Origin of the sequence: Collimonas arenae, assembly GCF_000786695.1 — a bacterium.
Taxonomy (GTDB): domain Bacteria; phylum Pseudomonadota; class Gammaproteobacteria; order Burkholderiales; family Burkholderiaceae_D; genus Collimonas; species Collimonas arenae_A.
On the sequence record NZ_CP009962.1, the window covers coordinates 3355130 to 3373750 of the forward strand.

15 protein-coding genes are annotated in these 18621 nt (G+C 59.3%); 6 read left to right on the plus strand and 9 right to left on the minus strand.

The genetic code is table 11. The features are described from left to right. The first annotated feature begins 115 nt into the window (after positions 1-115). Positions 116-1663: a chitin-binding protein gene (locus LT85_RS14765; protein ID WP_253273560.1), complete on the plus strand. Its 1548-nt coding sequence runs from the start codon at positions 116-118 to the stop codon at positions 1661-1663. A 74-nt stretch (positions 1664-1737) separates the two neighbouring features. Here LT85_RS14765 and LT85_RS14770 read toward each other — a convergent pair whose 3' ends face one another. Genes LT85_RS14770 through LT85_RS14800 form a run of 7 tightly spaced genes read right to left on the minus strand, consistent with a single transcriptional unit; the run spans position 1738 to position 9533 of the window. Further along, positions 1738-2538, minus strand: coding sequence for a GntR family transcriptional regulator (locus tag LT85_RS14770; protein WP_156117542.1), 801 nt, complete (start codon positions 2536-2538; stop codon positions 1738-1740). Between the two features lie 15 nt (positions 2539-2553). Further along, a complete protein-coding gene (locus LT85_RS14775; protein WP_038490072.1) occupies positions 2554-4164 on the minus strand; it encodes a gamma-glutamyltransferase family protein in 1611 nt (536 codons plus the stop codon). 10 nt (positions 4165-4174) lie between these two features. Then, on the minus strand, positions 4175-5131 hold the full coding sequence (locus LT85_RS14780) for an ABC transporter ATP-binding protein (RefSeq protein ID WP_038490074.1): 957 nt from the start codon (positions 5129-5131) through the stop codon (positions 4175-4177). Between the two features lie 18 nt (positions 5132-5149). Continuing rightward, complete coding sequence (locus tag LT85_RS14785) at positions 5150-6109, minus strand: ABC transporter ATP-binding protein (RefSeq protein ID WP_038496319.1); 960 nt, start codon at positions 6107-6109, stop codon at positions 5150-5152. Between the two features lie 39 nt (positions 6110-6148). Continuing rightward, a complete protein-coding gene (locus tag LT85_RS14790) occupies positions 6149-7069 on the minus strand; it encodes an ABC transporter permease (protein WP_081992403.1) in 921 nt (306 codons plus the stop codon). Then, positions 7066-8013, minus strand: a complete 948-nt coding sequence (locus LT85_RS14795; protein WP_038490078.1) for an ABC transporter permease — start codon at positions 8011-8013, stop codon at positions 7066-7068. Before LT85_RS14795 ends, LT85_RS14790 begins: the two co-directional genes overlap by 4 nt. Before the next feature lie 32 nt (positions 8014-8045). Next, complete coding sequence (locus LT85_RS14800; protein ID WP_038490080.1) at positions 8046-9533, minus strand: ABC transporter substrate-binding protein; 1488 nt, start codon at positions 9531-9533, stop codon at positions 8046-8048. Between the two features lie 257 nt (positions 9534-9790). Here LT85_RS14800 and LT85_RS14805 point away from each other — a divergent pair, with 257 nt between their 5' ends. The 4 genes from LT85_RS14805 to LT85_RS14820 all read left to right on the plus strand — a co-directional run bounded on the left by LT85_RS14805 (position 9791) and on the right by LT85_RS14820 (position 14569). Next, positions 9791-10225: a MarR family winged helix-turn-helix transcriptional regulator gene (locus LT85_RS14805; protein WP_038490083.1), complete on the plus strand. Its 435-nt coding sequence runs from the start codon at positions 9791-9793 to the stop codon at positions 10223-10225. Next, positions 10222-11787, plus strand: coding sequence for an MDR family MFS transporter (locus LT85_RS14810; protein WP_038490086.1), 1566 nt, complete (start codon positions 10222-10224; stop codon positions 11785-11787). The genes LT85_RS14805 and LT85_RS14810 overlap by 4 nt, the downstream gene beginning before the upstream one ends. A 96-nt stretch (positions 11788-11883) precedes the next feature. Beyond that, positions 11884-13368, plus strand: a complete 1485-nt coding sequence (locus LT85_RS14815) for an efflux transporter outer membrane subunit (RefSeq protein WP_081992405.1) — start codon at positions 11884-11886, stop codon at positions 13366-13368. Positions 13369-13411: 43 nt separating this feature from the next. Continuing rightward, positions 13412-14569: an HlyD family secretion protein gene (locus LT85_RS14820; RefSeq protein WP_038490088.1), complete on the plus strand. Its 1158-nt coding sequence runs from the start codon at positions 13412-13414 to the stop codon at positions 14567-14569. Between the two features lie 211 nt (positions 14570-14780). Here LT85_RS14820 and LT85_RS14825 read toward each other — a convergent pair whose 3' ends face one another. Further along, positions 14781-16109 (minus strand): carbohydrate-binding protein, encoded by a 1329-nt coding sequence (locus tag LT85_RS14825; protein WP_253273561.1) that lies wholly within the window; start codon positions 16107-16109, stop codon positions 14781-14783. 607 nt (positions 16110-16716) lie between these two features. Next, positions 16717-17754, minus strand: coding sequence for a cupin-like domain-containing protein (locus LT85_RS14830; RefSeq protein ID WP_172656985.1), 1038 nt, complete (start codon positions 17752-17754; stop codon positions 16717-16719). Between the two features lie 193 nt (positions 17755-17947). On the opposite strand from LT85_RS14830, the gene LT85_RS14835 reads away from it, so the two are divergent. Beyond that, complete coding sequence (locus LT85_RS14835) at positions 17948-18616, plus strand: HAD family hydrolase (RefSeq protein WP_052135207.1); 669 nt, start codon at positions 17948-17950, stop codon at positions 18614-18616. Positions 18617-18621 lie beyond the last annotated feature (5 nt).

The window sequence follows — 18621 nt, forward strand, 5'->3', positions numbered from 1 at the left end:
GGCAAATCTTGCAAACCACTTGACGCTCATTTTCGCTGACCGCATCCTCAGCCCATTTAGTTGACACATGGAAACATATTTGTTTCCTGTACTTCATTTGACCGAGGAGAGAGACATGCGAACAAAAGCAGGCGTAAAAATAGGCGGAGCCTTGATGCTGGGACTGGTCGGCAGCCTGCTGGCAGGTTGCGGCGACGGCGGCGGATCGACGGATGCTGCAGGCGCCAGCCAGAAACAACTTGTAGCCACCGCTAAAGCCAGCGTGACGGCATGCGCCGCTGCCTGGGACGCCAACACCATCTATGTCGGCGGCAACAGCGCCAGCGCCAACAGCACCAATTACACGGCAAACTGGTGGACACAAGGGAACAACCCGGTCACCGATAGCGGCGGCAGCGGTAGCGGCAAGCCATGGACTTCCACCGGCGCCTGCGGCAGCGGCACACCCACTCCGCCGCCCGTCGCGCCTCCGCCTGTCACACCCCCACCCGTTAATCCTCCACCGGCAATGCCAGGCACGACTACCGGCACCATCAACTATCACTTGCTGCTGGGCGCAGGCAGCGCCCAGGACCAGATGGTGCTGGATGGCGGCAACTACAATGACCTGATCATGTCGAACATCATTGCCGGCGTCATGTACGGCCACCTGGTGCAGCAGTACTATCCGGGAATGCAATTCCAGAAAGACTACCTGTACGGTTCGATCATGGGCCAGCTGCTGCAGGAAAACATCGAGACAAGCTTGTACGCCAGCAGCAGCGACCTGATCGATCCGTCGCCAGACCAGCAAGCCGTGATGGGCGCAGGCCAAGGCGGCCCGTACCAAATCAACAATTACGCCGCCGACATGGTTTCCGGCTCTTACGCACCGGCCGGCCATTCGCTGATCAACTACGTCGCCATCCAGAAAAACATCGGCTACACGATGGCTACCGCAGCCCAGCAATACACCAAGGTGACGCCACCCTCGTTCAACAACAAATACTACGGCCCGATGCTGACCGCGTATTTCCACTACAACGATTTTGTCGCGCTGATCCTCACCGGCAAAGGCACCGGCGGCTGGACAACACCATGGGAACCCTACTACGACAATGCGCTGGCCAACTTTACCAAGCTGCCTAACAACTTCCTCGATGTCTTGCTGAATGTGGCTTACAACCAAGGTTACTACGGTACCCTGATGACCAGCTACAGCAAACTGGGCGCGACGGCGACTGCGGCGACGGTTGCCAGCGTCAATGCCTACAGCTCGGTATGGGGTGTGACCGATACCTACCAGCAGTATCCGTACCAGGTGCGTTACTACCTCGACCAGCTATATGGCAACCCGATCCCGACCACCAGCGCCACCACCTTCACTACACCGGCCAACCATGTGGCCTTCAACATCCCGGCGCTGGAAACCGTGTTCTCCAATGTATTCCAGACGCTCGCTTACGTGAACAGCTCAGGGACATCGGTATACATTTCGGCAGCCCAGGCGCAAACCGCGTTTAACAGCGCACTGGCAAGCGTCGGCGTCGCCGGCAGCGCCACGCTGGACTTGAGCAACGGCGCTAACCGCGCGCAGATCTTCAGCATATTGGAAACTGCGATCGGCAATCTTGAAACCAATCTGAACACCAAGTTCAGCGCCACCACCAGCGCACAGCTGTAACACTGGAACGGACGCAGGCCGGGTTACATTAACCCGGCCTGCATTACCTGGCCGACTGCGCATACAGGTCTCGCCTAGGCCTGACGCATTACCTTGACTTGCACGTAAGGCAGCCGTTGCGCGCCATTCGATTGCCGTGCGCTGTGCAGCCGATGCAAGGTGATCTGAGTCACGTCGACATGGCCGTCCTCGATATGTGTCGTCATCAGCCGGACTGCGGCATCGGCATCATGCGCGCTGATTTCCAGCAGGATCGCCGCATGTTCCTCATAGGTGGATTGCACGCAATCGCCATACACGAAATCCAGCCTGCGCACGATACGGATACGATCGGTCAGGCGTTCAAAGGCGCTGGCGATTTCCTGGTTGCCGCTGGCGCGCACCAGCGCCAGATGGAATTGCTCGTCCATGGTCGCCACCAGACGGCCATCGCTTACGCGCCTTGAAGGTTTCACGCACCAGATTGCTTTCTGCTGTTCGATCAACGCGGCGTCGACGCCCCCCGCTCCTGCCAGGCCTGCGCATAATTTGCTGACGGCGAAGTTTTCGATCAGGCGGCGCATTTCATACAGCTCTTCGAAGCGCTTGAAATCGATAGGCACCACTTCCCAGCCCCCGCGCACATAGCCCTGCATCAGGCCATCGCTTTGCAGGCGCTGCAAGGCCTCACGCACGGGAGTGCGCGAGACATTGAAGTAGGCAGCGATTTCAGTTTCGGTGATCTGGTCGCCGGGCAGCAGGCGCATGTCGAAAATATCTTCGCGCAAACGGCCATACACGTATTCGGGCAAAGAAACGCCCTTGGGCGGCATGCCGCCGTCACCGGTAGTGGCCGGCATGTCTGCTATCGAATCTGTGCTTGAGGCAGTTTTCATATGATCAATGATTGGTTACCAGGCCGCCACGCAGCCATCGGTGCGCGGTTCTGTGCCGCCGCATAATACGCCGTGCTGGTCGCGCCAGATGATCTGGCCACGGCCGAAACCCAGTTGGTTGGCCGACCATGACGCCTCATGCCCGAGCCCGCGCAAGCCACGGAACAAATGCTCGGCGTTGCCATGTTCGATGCTGACAAGGTTGCCGCTCTCCCATTCCCAGCGCGGCGCATCCAGCGACGATTGCGGATTGAGGCCGAAGTCTACCGTGTTCATGACCATCTGCACATGCCCTTGCGGTTGCATGAAACCGCCCATCACGCCAAACGGGCCGACCGCCTGGCCATTTTTTGTCAGGAAACCGGGAATGATGGTGTGATAGGGCCGCTTACCCGGCGCCAGGCAGTTCGGATGGGCGGCATCGAGCGTGAAATTGTTGCCGCGGTTATGCAGCGCGATGCCGGTGCCCGGCACCACCAGCCCTGAACCGAAACCCATGTAGTTACTCTGGATGAAGGACACCATATTACCTTCGCCATCGGCTGTGCTGAGGTAAACGGTACCACCACGCGATGGCTGCCCCGGCAACGGCAATGCGGCCCGCGCACCGATTAGCTGGCGGCGTTCGTCGGCATACGCTTCGGACAGCAAATCCTCGACCGAAACCCGCATGTGGCCGCTATCGGCGATATGCGCCAGGCCGTCGGCATAGGCCAATTTGATCGCTTCGATCTGGCGGTGATAGGTTTGCAGGCTGTCGCGCTCGCTGAACGCGAAGCCCTTCAGGATATTCAAGGCCAGCAAGGCCACCAGGCCGTGGCCGTTAGGCGGAATTTCCCAGACGTCGTAGCCGCGATAATTGCAGCTGATCGGATCGACCCATTGCGGCTGGTAAGCGGCTAGATCGGCAACGTCGAGATAGCCGCCGGCAGCACGTACAAAAGCCGCCGTCTTTTCCGCCAGCGCGCCGCGATAAAAGCTGGCAGCATTGTCGGCGGCGATGGCGCGCAAGGTATCGGCATGCCCTTGCGAGCGCCAGATCTGGCCAGCGGACGGCGCGCGGCCATCGATGCTGAAGGTATCGAACCAGGACTGGAAGTGCGGCTCCTTGAACTCGTTCTTAAATAGAGCGTAAGCCTGTTTCCAGGAAAAAGCGATCATCGGCGATACCGGATAACCGTCCTGCGCCAACGCAATGGCGCCAGCCATGGAGCGCTGCAAGGGTAAACTGCCAAAACGTTCGGCCATGCTGGCCCATGCGCCCGGGGTGCCCGGCACAGTGACCGGCAGCGCGCCGTACTTCGGCATGCTTTGATGGCCGGCAGCGTTCAGCTTGGCAATGGAAATTGCTTGCGGCGCAGCGCCGCTGGCGTTCAAGCCATGCAGCTTTCCTTTGTGCCAGATCAGCGCAAAGGCGTCGCCCCCGATGCCGTTGGCGGTTGGCTCCACCACGGTCAGCGCCGCAGCGGTGGCGATCGCTGCATCGATGGCGTTGCCGCCGGCCTGCAATACGTCCAACCCGGCTTGCGCGGCCAGCGGCTGCGAGGTCGCCACCATGCCGCGCCTGGCGTAGAGTGCGCTGCGGCGGGAAGCGTAGGGATAATGATTGGGATCGAAATTAAACATGGTTTCTCTCTTAGCGATAAAGATGACAAGTAACGTATTCACCGACGGCGACGGCAGTGGTCGGCGGCGCCTGGGTTTTACAGATGTCCATGCAGGACGGGCAGCGCGGATGGAAATGACAGCCAGAAGGCGGCGCTGCCGGATTCGGAATACTCCCTTGCAGAATGATGCGCTCGCGCACCTGGTCCGGATGCTCGCGCGGAATTGCCGATAACAAGGCCCGGGTGTACGGGTGTTTCGGTGCGCTGTACACGCTTTCACAGCTACCCGCTTCCACCATGCGCCCCAGATACATGACGCCGATACGGTCGCTGACATGACGGATCACCGCCAGGTCGTGCGAGACGAACAGATAGGTCAGGTTCAGTTCCCGTTGCAAGTCCTGCAGCAAATTCAATATTTGTGCCTGGATCGAGACATCCAGCGCCGATACAGCTTCATCGGCGACCACTAGCTTCGGCCGTGTGATGATGGCGCGGGCGATGCCGACCCGCTGTCGCTGTCCACCAGAAAATTCATGCGGATGACGATCCGCATAGCTCGGGCTGAGGCCGACCACATCCAGGATTTCGGCGACCTTGCGCTTGCGGCTGGCGCGATCGAACAGCTTATGCACGATCAACGGCTCTTCCAGCACCTCGCCTATCGTCATGCGCGGATTAAGCGAGGCGAACGGGTCCTGGAACACCATTTGCATATTGCGCCGCATCGCCCGCAACGGCGCGGATGACAACGCGGTCAAATCTTCCCCCATGAATTCGATCTTGCCGGCGGTCGGCTCGATCAGCCGCAACACGCTACGGCCGGTGGTCGACTTGCCGCAGCCGGATTCGCCGACCAGGCCCATGGTCTGCCCCTCTTCGATATCGAAAGAGACATCGTCCACCGCCTTGACCGGCGCTGCACCGCGCCGTTCCGAGGAAAATTGTTTCTTGAGTCCGCTTACGCTCAGCAAAGGAGTATTCATGATATCTATGGTCGAGGTTCAGTTGGGATGCCAGCAACGCACCAGATGGCCGGGTGTGACTGCGGCCAGTTCCGGCATCTTGCTACGGCAAAGATCGTCGGCTTTGGTGCAACGCGCAGCAAAGCGGCAACCGGCGCCGGCCGTACCTGGCAGCGGAACCGAACCGGGAATCGCGTTCAAAGGCTGACCTGGCTTGGCGTCAAGCGCAGGCCTGGCGCGCATCAAGGCCCGGGTATAAGGATGGGCTGGCGCGTCGAACAGCTCGTGTACGCTGCTCTGCTCCACCACCTGTCCCGCATACATCACCACCACCCGTTCACACATTTCGGCGACCACGCCGAGATCATGGGTGATCATCAGGATCGATGTGCCTTGCTCCTGCTTGAGCTGCCGCATCAGGTCGAGGATCTGGGCCTGGATCGTGACATCCAGCGCGGTAGTCGGCTCGTCGCAAATCAATACGCCAGGGTCGCACAGCAAAGCCATCGCGATCATCACACGCTGACGCATGCCACCCGAGAGACTGTGCGGATACTCGTTGACCAGCTGCTCGGCGCGCGACAACCCGACCCGCTGCAGCATGGCGATCACCATGTAGTCGATTTCACGCCGCACCAGCGTGGTATGCATGCGCAGCATCTCGCCCAGTTGCGCACCGATCTTGTGCAGCGGATTCAGCGATGTCATCGGTTCCTGGAAAATCATCGCGATCTGCTTGCCGCGGACTGCCCGCATGCCGGCATCGTCCAGCGTCAGCAAGTCATGGCCGTCGTAACGCACTTCACCACTCAGACGAGCCTTGCTGGCCAGCGGAAACAGCCGCAGGATCGACAAGGCGGTGACGCTCTTGCCGCAGCCGGATTCACCCAGCAGCCCCACGGTTTCATTGGCGCCCACCGTAAACGACACGCCATCCACCGGCGCGATGCTCTTGCCGTTGCTAAGGAATTCGACCTTGAGATTATTCACTTCCAGCATGACGCTTCTTCCTTGCTTGTCCACGCCAATCAACATCAATCAACGCTTCAGTTTGGGATCGAATACTTCCCGGATGCCATCGCCAAGAAAATTAAAACCCAGCACCACCACGAAAATCGCCATCCCCGGCCACAAGGCCAGGATCGGATTCGAGCTCAGGTAGCCTTGGGCGATATGCAACATCGAGCCCCAGCTGGGATCTTCCGGCTTCGCCCCCAGGCCCAGATACGACAAGCCAGCTTCGGCGATGATGGCGGAGCCCATCGCCAGGGTAGCCTGGATCACCAGCGGCGCCATCGCGTTCGGCAGCACGTAGCGCCACATGATGCGCAGATGGCCGGCGCCGACCGAACGCGCCGCCATCACATAGTCCAGGTTGCGGATCATCATGGCCTGTCCGCGCGCCAGCCGGATGAAGGCTGGCGTGAAACCGATGCCGACCGCGACCATGGCGTTGTAGAAGCCGCCACCGAGCGCCGCCGACAAGGCCAGCGCCAGGATCAGCGAAGGAAACGCCTGCAAGGCGTCGACGACGCGCATCACGATCCACTCATCCCAGATGCCACGGAAATAGCCGCTGGCAATGCCAATCGGCACGCCGACGCAAAACGCCAGGCCAACTGCAATCAACGCTGCCTGCAAGGAGATCCGGGCGCCGAACACCATGCGTGAAAAGATATCGCGCCCAAGATCGTCCGTCCCCATCCAGTGCAAGCCGCTCGGTCCCGCCAGGATATTGCCGTAATCCTGGTCAAACACCGGATCGTAGCCCGCCAGCAATGGCGCAAAGATCGCCACCAGGACCAGCAACAGGATGATCAGTGCACCCGCTGCCGCCAAACGGTTAGCGGCAAATCGCCGCACAGCGAGGAAGCGGCGGCGTTGCGGCAATGTTTCCGCAATGGCTGGTGCAGCGGTTGACGAAGCAGCTGACGAAGCGGCTGAAGACTGCTGGTTCATGCCTGCTCCCTCGCGATGCGCGGATCGATCACGCCGTATAGCAGATCCACCGCAAGATTGACGATCACCACCATCAGCGCCGCCGCCAGCACGCCGGCTTGCACGGTCACGTAATCGCGCTGGAAAATCGCGTCGACGATCATCTTGCCCATGCCCGGAATACTGAAGATGGTCTCTGTAATCACCAGTCCGCCTAACATGCCGGACACCATCAGGCCGCTGGCGGTCACCACGGGAATCATGGCATTGCGCAGGGCATGGCCGATGACCACGCGCCAGTCGCTCAAGCCTTTGGAGAAAGCGGTGCGGATATAGTCTTCGTTCAGCACTTCCAGCAAACTGCTGCGCACCATGCGCATCAGAATCGCCGATTCGCGCAGGCCGGTGGCCAGCATCGGCAGCAGCATCGCCAGCAGGTTGCCGCGCCAGTCCTCGGTGAACGGCACATAGCCGGAAGCCGGCAACCACTCCAGCTTGACCGCAAACAGGACGATGAACATCATGCCCAGCCAGAACGGCGGCACCGACATGCCGAACAAGGCCAGCAGCGAACAAAAGTAATTGGCAATCCCGCGCGGACGCGCTGCCGCCAGGATGCCGGCCGGCACCGCAATCAGCACTGCGATGACGAAGCTGCCGAGCGCCAGCTCAATCGTTACCGGCAACCGCTGCAGCAAGGCATCGACCACCGGCGTACGGTCAACGAACGAACGGCCCAGGTCGCCATGCAGCGCCGCCCACAGCCAATGACCGTATTGCACATAAAGCGGATCGTCGAGGCCAAGCTGGGCGCGCAAAGCCAGCGCAGCTTCAGGCGTCGCTTCCTGGCCAAGAATGGCGCTGACCGGATCGCCCGGCAAGATCGCCAGCAGGGAAAAAATGACGATGCTCACCAGCAGCAGAGTCGGCAGCACCAGCAGGATGCGCTTTAGCAGTTTAGGCATGGTTTGGGCACATATAACATGTTGAGACGCGCTTACTTTGCCAGCGTTGCGGTCCGGATCACGCCGTCTGGTACGAAGCGGAAGCCGGTTACCGCCTTAGAAATGCCGAACAGGACATTGTCATGATTGAGATAAACGTAGGGCACGTCTTGCACCAGGATCTGCATGGCCTGGTCGTAGAATGCCTTGCGCTTGGCGACATCGCTTTCGATCCTGGCTTGCATCAGCAACGCATCGACATCTTTGTTGCCGTATCGGGAGTAATTCAGTGAACCGTTGGTGACGACGAAGTCGTAGATGTTTTGATCAGGATCGGGACGGCCGCTCCAGCCCACCATCAGGGCGTCATAGCTGCCGGCCTTGCCCGCTTCAATCTGCGCTGCCAGTTCCGCCTTGTCCAGGCTCACGTTGATGCCGGCCGAACGCAGCATGCCCTGCACCATCTGCCCGACCTGCAATGCATCCGGCGTGGTTGGCAAGGTCAGGCGAAAACTGAAGCCACCCTCTTTGCCCGCCGCCTTCAGCAACGTCTTGGCGCGCGCCAGATCGACCTTGGGCGGCGTGTCGGCGACGCCATGGGCAAACTGCGCCTTGCTGAACGGTGAATGCCCGACCGAGACAGCGCCGTTGTAGACCACCCTGGCGATGGCGTCGCGGTTGATCAGGATATCGATCGCTTCACGCACTTCTTTCTTGTCAAATGGCGCTTTGCCGGTATTGAAATAGAAACCCAGAAAGCCCATCGAAGGCTTGTTGATCACGCTGTACTTGCCACCGGGGGCAGGATTGCCCAACTCCTTGTAGGGAAAGCGGTTAGTGATATCGACCTGGCCGCTGCGCAGGTTATTGAAGGCGACATTGACGTCATTCATGATCTTGTAGACGACCTGATCGGCCTTGGGCAAGCCGGCCTGCCAATAATTGGGATTCTTGTCGAGCGTCAGGCTGGCGCCTTTCAAGCGCCCCTTGTAGATGAAGGGGCCGGTACCGACCGGGTTATTGACATAATCGTCGCCGAATTTCTTGACCGCAGACGGCGAAGAAATCATCCCGGCGCGGTCGGTCAGGATCGACAGGAAAGGCGCAAACGGCGTCGACAACTCGATCTTCAGCGTGGCGTCATCGACTACGCTGATGTGCTTGATGTACTTGAGATCGTTACGGCGTAATGAATTCTTTTCCTGCCCGCGCAACAAGTTGAACTCCACTGCCTTGGCGTTGAATGGCGTGCCGTCCTGGAACTTGACGCCTTTACGCAGGAACAGCGTGTAGGTCTTCTGGTCATCCGAAACTGTCCAGCGCTCGGCCAGCATGGGGACAATCTTGCCGTTTTCGTCGAGATCGAGCAACTTGTCGAAAATGCTCTGGTACACCATGCGCTCGGCGATCATCGACGACTGTACCGGATCGAGCTTGCCGGGATCGTTGTCCAGCGAGATGTTGATGGTCATGGCCATGGCGGAGCAGCTGACGCCGGCCACGAGTGCGGAAAAGATCTGTAACGGCAGACGTTTGTTCATTCTTCATCCTCGGTCAAGGGGGCGACGATGCGACGTGAAGAAACCATCATGTCGCAAGTCCACATCAATGTATACAATAAAGTAGACAAGCATTAAACATGCCAAGGCTCCTGCTTTGTCGGGCGTCATGGGGGGAGAAAAGGCCGTTCAGGCCGAACCAAAGCCTACCGCCAAGGCAATCCAATTTGTTCGCTTGTTGCGCCGCATTTTACTTTCGGATAATATCGTTAGCTATCGAATGATTAGATGGCTATCTTATGAAAACTCTGGAAGAACGCTTTTCCGTGGCGCTGCACAGTACCGCACGTAGTTGGCGCCAGGTGCTAGACCGGCGCATGAAGGATCTTGGCATCAGTCAGGCGGGATGGATGACCGTCGCCATGGTCGCCAAGGCCAAGCAGCCGCAATCGCAAATCAGTCTTGCCAACGACCTCGGCATCGAGGGGCCTAGCATGGTGGCGATGCTGGATCGGCTAGTGAAGGCCGGTCTGATCACGCGCGAGCCCTCGCCCACCGACCGCCGCATCAAGCTAGTGGTGCTGACCGAGGACGGTCACGCCCTGTACCGGCAAGTCAACAGCAAGGCCACGGCTCTGCGCACCGAACTGCTGCGCGATATCGATCCGGATCAATTGCTTCTGGCAACCAGCCTGCTTGAGCGCTTGCAGGCTGTACTGGAGTCCGAGGCATGACAGCTGCCGCTGCCGCCGGCGCCGATAATACGTCGCCGCCGGTAATCAACCGCACCATGATCACTCTGGCGATCATGGTAGCGACCATCATGCAGACGCTGGACAGCACTATCGCCAACGTTGCACTGCCGCATATGCAGGGCAGCCTGTCTGCCTCGCAGGACCAGATCACCTGGGTCCTCACTTCCTATATCGTCGCGGCCGCCATCGCCACGCCGCTGACCGGCTGGCTATGCGACCGTTTCGGCCAGCGTAATGTGTTTCTTACATCGATTCTTGGCTTTACCCTGGCTTCCGCCTTTTGCGGGATGTCGATGTCGCTGACCGAAATCGTCGCCGCGCGTCTGTTGCAAGGCGTGTTCGGCGCTGCCTTGGTGCCGCTGTCGCAGGCGGTCCTGCTGGATATCAACCCGCGGGAAAAACAAGGGTCTGCGATGGCGGTGTGGGGCATGGGCGTGATGGTCGGCCCGATCCTGGGGCCAACGCTGGGCGGATGGCTGACCGATAGCTACAACTGGCGCTGGGTGTTTTTCATCAACATGCCGATCGGGGCGCTGGCGTTCTACGGCGTCTGGCGTTATATCCGCAACATACCCGGCGCGCGCTCGCTGCGCTTTGACATGTTCGGCTTCGGCACCCTCAGCCTGGCGATCGGCGCCTTGCAGCTGCTGCTAGACCGTGGCGCGCAAAACGACTGGTTCAATTCCCTCGAAACCTGGATCGAGGCCATCGTTTTCGGACTCAGCCTGGCCTACTTCGTGGCGCATACGGCATTCTCTCCAGCCGGAAAATCGTTCTTCAACTATCGCCTTCTCAAAAATTCGAATTTCGTCGGCGGCCTGTTGTTCATCTTCATCGTCGGCGCCGTGCTGTACGCCACCCGGGCATTGACGCCGCCGATGCTGCAAAACCTGATGGGCTATCCGGTCGCCACCACCGGCCTGGTGACAGCGCCCAGCGGCATCGGCACCATGGTGGCGATGCTGCTGGTGGGGCGCATGGTAGGCAAAGTCGATTTGCGCCTGCTGTTGCTGACCGGCTTTCTGGTGGCGGCGTTTTCACTCTGGCAAATGACCCGATACACACTGGTGCTCGGCGAATCCGACATCATCTGGCCCGGCCTGATCCAGGGCGTCGGCCTCGGCCTGATCTTCGTGCCGTTGAGCGCGGCATCGTTCGCCACGCTGGAGCCATCCATGCGCGCCGACGGCACGGCGATCTATAGCCTGGTGCGCAATATCGGCAGCAGCATCGGCATTTCGCTGGTGCAAACCCTGCTGGTGCGGAACACCCAGATCGCCCATGCGGCGATTGGCGAACAGATCAACAATGCCAATCCGGCGCTGCAGGACGCCGCTGTGCAATCCGCTTACAACCTCAATCTCGACAGCGGCATTGCCGCACTCAATGTGGAAGTCACGCGGCAGGCATCGATGATGGCTTATCTGGACGACTTCAAGCTGATGCTGATCCTGACGCTGGCGGTAATCCCGTTGCTGTTGCTGCTCCGCCCGCCAGGCAAGAACAAGAAGATCGAAGTCGACCATGCGGCGATGGAATAGGTGAGGCGTCTGTCCGCCTCTTATTTGTCACTTCATTTGCCATGCCACTTGCCACATTCTCAATCAATACAGTCAACCAGAATTAACAGGCCAACCATGTTTCCTTCATCTCCATCGCGCCTTACCGCCTGCGCCGTCGCGCTGCTGGCTTGTCTGGCCGGCTGTGCGCCAATGCCCCCGGCGCAGCAACCGTTGCCGCAACGCGACCTGGCAGGCGCCCAATTGTCTGCCTCGATTCATCTGGCGCGAGAAGGCTGGCCAGATGCAAGATGGTGGTCAGCTTTCGGCGATCCGCAACTCGACGCCTTGATGGCGCAAGCATTGCAAGCGGCGCCTACCTTGCAGGTGGCGGCGAGCCGCATCGATGCCGCGCGATCGACCTTGCAACAGCAGCATGCCGCAGATGGCTTCGGGGTCGATCTGAACGCCGCGACGAATCGTCAACGTTACTCAAGCAACGGCCTGTTCCCCGCTCCGATCGGCGGCAGCATCTACAACGAAACTACGCTGCAGGCGCAAGCCAGCTACGACTTCGACTGGTGGGGCTTGCATCGCGCTCAGATCGCAGCAGCATTGGGTGAAGTCAACGCCCGCAAAGCCGACTACGCCCAGGCCGAACGCAGTCTGAGTGCGGCCGTGGCGGGGAGCTATTTCAATTTACAGGATGAATGGGCGCGCCTGGATAGCGTGCGCAAACTGATCGGCGTGCAAGAAACACTGCTGCAAGACAGCAAGCGCCGCGTCGCACAGGGACTGGCGTCTATCGACCTGCAACATCGGGCAGATGCGTCGCTGGCCGACAGCAGGCGGCTTGCGGCCGACCTGGATGCGCAAGCCAGTCGCGAGCGCGAGGCCCTGCGGGCGTTGTTAGGCGACAATGGCGACGCCCTCGCCGACCTGAAACCACGCCCGCTGCCCGACGTGGCGGCCAGCCTGCCGTCGACGCTGGGAATGGAATTGCTGGCACGACGCGCAGACCTGCAAGCTGCGCGCTGGCGGGTAGAAGCCTCGCTCAGCCGCATCGATGCCGCGCGGGCTGCGTTCTATCCCGATATCAACCTGAAAGCGTTTTTTGGCGTCGACAGCCTCGCCTTGGGTGATCTGCTGACGGCCGGCAGCCGCACCTTTTTCGTCGGTCCCGCACTGAGCCTACCCTTGTTTGACAGCGGCCGGCTGCAAGCGCGGCTTGGTGCGGAACGGGTGGCGCACGATGGCATGATTGCCGACTACAACCAGGCTGTGGTCAATGCCGTGCGCGATGTCGCGCAGGAAGGCGCCACCCTTCAGGGTCTGGAGCACCAGCTAACGCAGCAAGCACAGATGGAACAGGCCGCCAGCGCATTGCTTGGCAGCGCCCAACGCAAGTTCGACCATGGCTTGACGGACCGCGCCAGCGTACTCGACGCGCAAACCGGACTGTTGCGCCAGCAAGAGTCCGGCTTGCAACTGCGCGGACGACAGCTGCAGACCGAAATAGCGCTGACCAAGGCGCTGGGCGGGGGCTTTCGCCAGGAGCCGTCGCAGCCTCCAGTGACAGCGTTAGCAACACCGCTGGCGCCAGGCCAGACGCAGACGCAATGATGCGGCTTTCAATTTATTTGCCTTTTCCCAGACCGGACCTATCATGACCACCGAACCAGAAATCAATCGCTTACGCAACAAACGCACACTGGCCCTGATGGCTATCAGCGTGCTGTTCGTGGTTGGCGTCATTGCTTATTCACTCTATTATTTCCTGGTGCTATCGCAACGCGAGGAAACCGACAATGCCTATGTTGGCGGCAACCAGGTGACGCTGGCGGCGCAAGTCACCGGCAACGTGCAACAGATCGGCGCTGATGAAACGCAACTGGTGCAAGCCGGCGCGCAGGTGGTGACGCTCGATCCCACCGATGCGCAACTGAACTTGCAGCAGGCTGAAGCGCGGTTGGGCAATATCGTGCGCCAGCAGCGTGAGCACTATGCCGACGTTGCTCAATATGATGCGCTGGTAAGCCAACGCCAATTGGCCGTGACGCGCGCTGCCGACGACCTGGCGCGTCGCCTGCCGCTGGCGACCGACCACACGCTGTCGGGAGAAGACGTCGACCATGCCAGGCAAACGCTGGCAGACGCCAAGGCCGCCGCCGAAGTCGCGGCCAGGCAAGCTGAGGCCGCCCGTGCAGCGACTGCCGGCGTGGTCATCGCGAAGAATCCGGCAATCCTCGCGGCCAAGGCTGATTTCAGCGAGGCGTGGCTAGCAGTACGACGCAACGCGATCCTGGCGCCGGTCTCGGGTTATGTCGCCAAACGCAGCGTACAGGTCGGCGCCAGGATAACCCCCGGCATGGCGCTGATGTCGATCGTACCGCTTGATCAATTGTGGGTCGACGCCAACTTCAAGGAATCGGAGCTGAAAAACATCCGCCTCGGCCAGGCCGCAACGATCGAAGCGGATATCTATGGCGGCAAGGTAACCTACCACGGCAAGGTGGTTGGCCTCTCGGCTGGCACCGGCAGCGCCTTCTCGCTGCTGCCGGCGCAGAACGCCAACGGCAACTGGATCAAGGTGGTGCAACGCCTGCCGGTGCGAATCGCGCTCAACCCCGATGAACTGAAGGCCCATCCCTTGCGCATCGGCCTGTCGACAACGGTGACTGTAGATACCCATAACCGCAATGGCGTCATCCTGGGCGAGGCCATGCCGGGCCAGCCGGTATACTCCACGCTCGCCCTGCATCAGCCGATGCAAGAAGCCGATGCATTGGCGGACAAAATCGTTGCGCAGAATTTGATTCGATAATCGGCATCAGGGCAGATTCGCGGCGCACGCAAAAACGCTGATATTGGCGGACTTTTCTGCGGCAGCTTTTTGCGACCAGCCTTGAAAGTGCTTTCCTCGCGATGACGCCCCCCGGACCATCAAGCAAGCTAGGTAGCACCGCGTGCAGCAAACGCAACGAAAAAAGCCGGCTCGCAAGAGCCGGCTTTCTTACCGCGCGATCAACAGCGGATCAGAGACCGAGATCCGAGATGAAACGGTTGGTATAGGTCAGGCCGGTATCGCGGTCAAACGACCAGTGATGCAGACCGGCGATGCCGTTGGCCTTGCTCCAGGCCGACAAGGTATCGGTGTCGGCAACGGTGAAGGTTTCGCCTGGGGTATCGTTGGCGCCGATCATTGGCGTCAACTCGATCTGGCTATATGGCACATTGTAAAAGCCGCGGAAGTCCATTGCGGCCTGGATAGCCGACTGCCCCATTTCGCAAACGCCGCCGCTGATCACGCAATTGGCGGCTGTGGCTGCGCCGTAGTCCATCGTCATCAGGTTGACGTAGTAGTTCTTGAGGCCGGCGGCTTGAATCGCCTGCATCACCGTGATTCCCATTGAACCGAGCGGATTAGGCGACGCCGATCCCATGTCCACCGCAACCGACGAACCGCTCTGGCTGGTGGCCAGCGTCGCAATGGTGAAGCTGAAGCGCAGGTTTGGATACTTGACCTGTGCAGCCTGGACCCGGGCGATCAGATTGTTGATGTCGGATTGGCTTTGGCCGTTCTCGATATCGAAATCGATGCCGACCAGGTTGGCCGAGCTATAGCGGTTGATGAAAGCGTCGAAGCTGGCATCCGACGTACAGGTGAACGAGCCCGCCGCCCCGCCGGTGGAAATGATGTATTTCTTGCCGGCAGAAACGAAAGACTGCACGTTGGTCGCAATCATCGCCGGCGTGATGCCAGCCCAGGTCTCGTTGCTGCAGTCGCCGGTGGCAAACGCCCATGTCAGCACGTTGTTTTTCGCTGGCATGGCGGTCGTGACTGGCAAAGAGGTCCCGGTTGCCGTGCTTTGCATGGCGCCGGTGTTCCAGTTGGCGTCGGCTGTGACGTCCTTGTAGGCGCTGAACACAAATCCTGGCGTTGGAGTCGGTGTGGGTGTAGGTGTAGGCGTTGGAGTTGGAGTTGGAGTTGGAGTCGGTGTTGGCGTTGGGGTCGGTGTTGGAGTCGGCGTCGGCGTCGGCGTCGGCGTTGGCGTCGGAGTACAGGCGCCGTCGGAGGTCCACGGTTGTCCGCTGCCGCTGCCGCCATTATTGGTGGATGGGTTATTCCCTTGCGTCCACCAGTTTGCCGTGTAGTTCACACTGCTGTAGCTGGCGATATTGCCACCGGTGTAGACAGCCGAGGCGCTCCACGCTGCGGCGCAAACCGGCACGCTCGATTTCGACGAAGCGGATACCTGCTTCAGGCTGGAAGCAGCAGCGCCCGATGAACCGCCATCGCTACAGCCGGCCAACAAGCCACCGATCATTCCCAGCAACAAGGCACTACATAATTTTGTTCTCATGCGCCACTTCTCCTCTATCAATTGATAATGTGCGAAAAGCAAGTCGATCCGACCTGTGCCTGCGCACTCCCTAAGCCGAGTCCGATCATGTTCAAACTCGCGGCTGAACTGAGAATGGAGTCCTGAAAAATCAACGTCAAGTGGTTTAAAAGTATTCCCCGGGAAGCAATACCAGTTGCATCAGGCGCGGAATTTCAGATCGGGAAATTCTATGATTTTTGAAATCAGAAAGAAAATTTCACGCAGATTTTAATTCCATTCGGCAATATAAATCACTCAAAAACTGCCTCTTCTTCCATTCACGGAAAGTGCAGTTCGGCACACACAGCAAATCCGCAGAAAAAAGTGTGACAATCGGTGCGATACCACTTTTACAGATGTATGTATGTGGTCTTAGATATGCAAAAACCATTTTTGCTAATTCGCTGCGCAAATTTGCAAAAAAAAACGAAAAACAAACGAAAAACAAGCGGAAAAAACAGATTAGGCCAGGGACAACGCCAGAACGACGCTCGACAAGATGTTTTCACGATCTCAGGCGACGATTGCGCAAACCGGCCGTAACCGCCATAGCGTCAAGCCAGACGGCATGATTGCCGATACAAGCTTACAACTCGTCGTAGGTTGAATAGAAAGCGCTGAAATTGTTATCCGGCTGGAAGTTAATCAGCGACACCGTGACGCCTGCCTCCATTCCTTCTACATAGTGCCAGCAGCCTACAGGGAGAAACAGCAATTCGCCTGCATCCAGTTCGCACTCGAGCAACTGCACGTTGCGCATCAGCGGAAAACGCTCGTAGTCGATGGCGCTGCCGTCGACCGCCGTATAGCAATGATGGTGGTTATATACGTAGGCCAGTTCGCAGGCGGGAATCAGCTTGATGCGCTTGCGGCCGATCACCTGCGCCATGAAGTTATTGGTCAGGTCGTGATGAAATGGAGTACGCGTGCCTTTCGGGCCTAACCAGAGAAACCCGTCATCCGCCGATTCCGGATTGAGATATTCCGGCAGGCGTCCGATGTCTTGCCACAATTCCGCCAAGGCCTGGCGATTGGCAGAAGAATTATTGGCCGTCATGTAGAAATCGTTACTCTCCGGCGCATGTTGAATCATGTCCAGATAGTCGCCCAAAGGCATCTTCGACTTGTGCTGAGTGGAATTGATTTCGTAGTTGGCGTCTTGCGAACGCCCGGTCTGCACTTCGACTTCACGCTCTCCGAAATGCGCGCGAAAGAAATCGAAATTCCATTTCGTCAGCGCCGGCCAGTCGTCCAGCATGCCGGTAATGATCACCGGTTTGTTTAACAGATAATACTGGCGATAGAATTCGTCGCGCGACAAGCGATGGCGGCGCTCCACCACGCTGCTGCCGGCAGTTTGCCGATTGAGAGTGCGGTAAATGTCGAGCACCCAGTCATGTTTCTTCAGGCGGCTCTTGAGACGTTGGCCTGCCTGGCGCGCGCCCAGCAGGTAGGGATTGGCCAGCGCCGCTTGCACTTCGCTTTGGGCCTCTTGCGCAGCCACGCCTTGCGAGACCAGGACGTTGAACAAATCTTGCGGATTGGCGTCGAGCGCGAGATTTTCTCCTATCCACCGCCGCCAGTCGTCGTTGATGATGCTTGCACTGCGCTTGAGCTGCGCCATGAATTCTCTCCGGGTTGCCTTGGATTGTAGTAGGCAACATTGGAATAAAGCGCGGGGAATTGCAAGTGGTTTTGATTTTTGGTCAAGGACGCCGCAGCGGCGCTGGCGCAATCCTTCAGTGGTATTGATCGCGCCCACCCTAGCCACGGTCCGCCAATGCGGCGATAATCGCAAAAAACTGCGGAATCCTACAATGCCAGTATCAAGCAAGCAATTCCAGCCACCAGCCCAATCCCAAGATATTGTCGTCGCCTTTGATTTTGACGGCACCATCAGCACGTCGGACAGCTTGCGCGATTTTGTGCGCCATGCAGTCGGCCCTGGCCGCTTTACCCTCGGACTGATCAGCGCCTCTCCCTGGTTGCTAGGGATGCTGCTGGGCCTATGCGACCGGGCCTCCGCCAAAGCCCGTTTCCTTGCCGTGACGCTGGCCGGCACCACGCAACCGGCGCTGGAAGAGATGGCAAGACACTATGCAGAAACAAGATTGCCCTTGCTGGTCCGCCCTGACATGGCGGCAAGAATTCGCGAGCATCGACAGCGCGGCCACCGGCTGGTCCTGGTCAGCGCATCGCCGGCGCTGTATCTGAAATATTGGGCATCGAGCGCAGGCTTCGATACCGTACTCGCCACCGAACTGGAGTTTCGCGATGGCCGTTTCACCGGACGCCTGGCCTCGCCGAATTGCTGGGGGCCGCAAAAAGTGCAGCGGCTGCAACAGTGGTTTGGCGACAACCCGCCGCATTCGTTATACGCGTACGGCGACAGCCGTGGCGACCGTGAAATGCTTGCGCTCGCCGATCATGCGTGGCTGCGAGGCTCCATTGTCATGCCGCAGATCGACGCATGGCCGGCGCACTGAACACA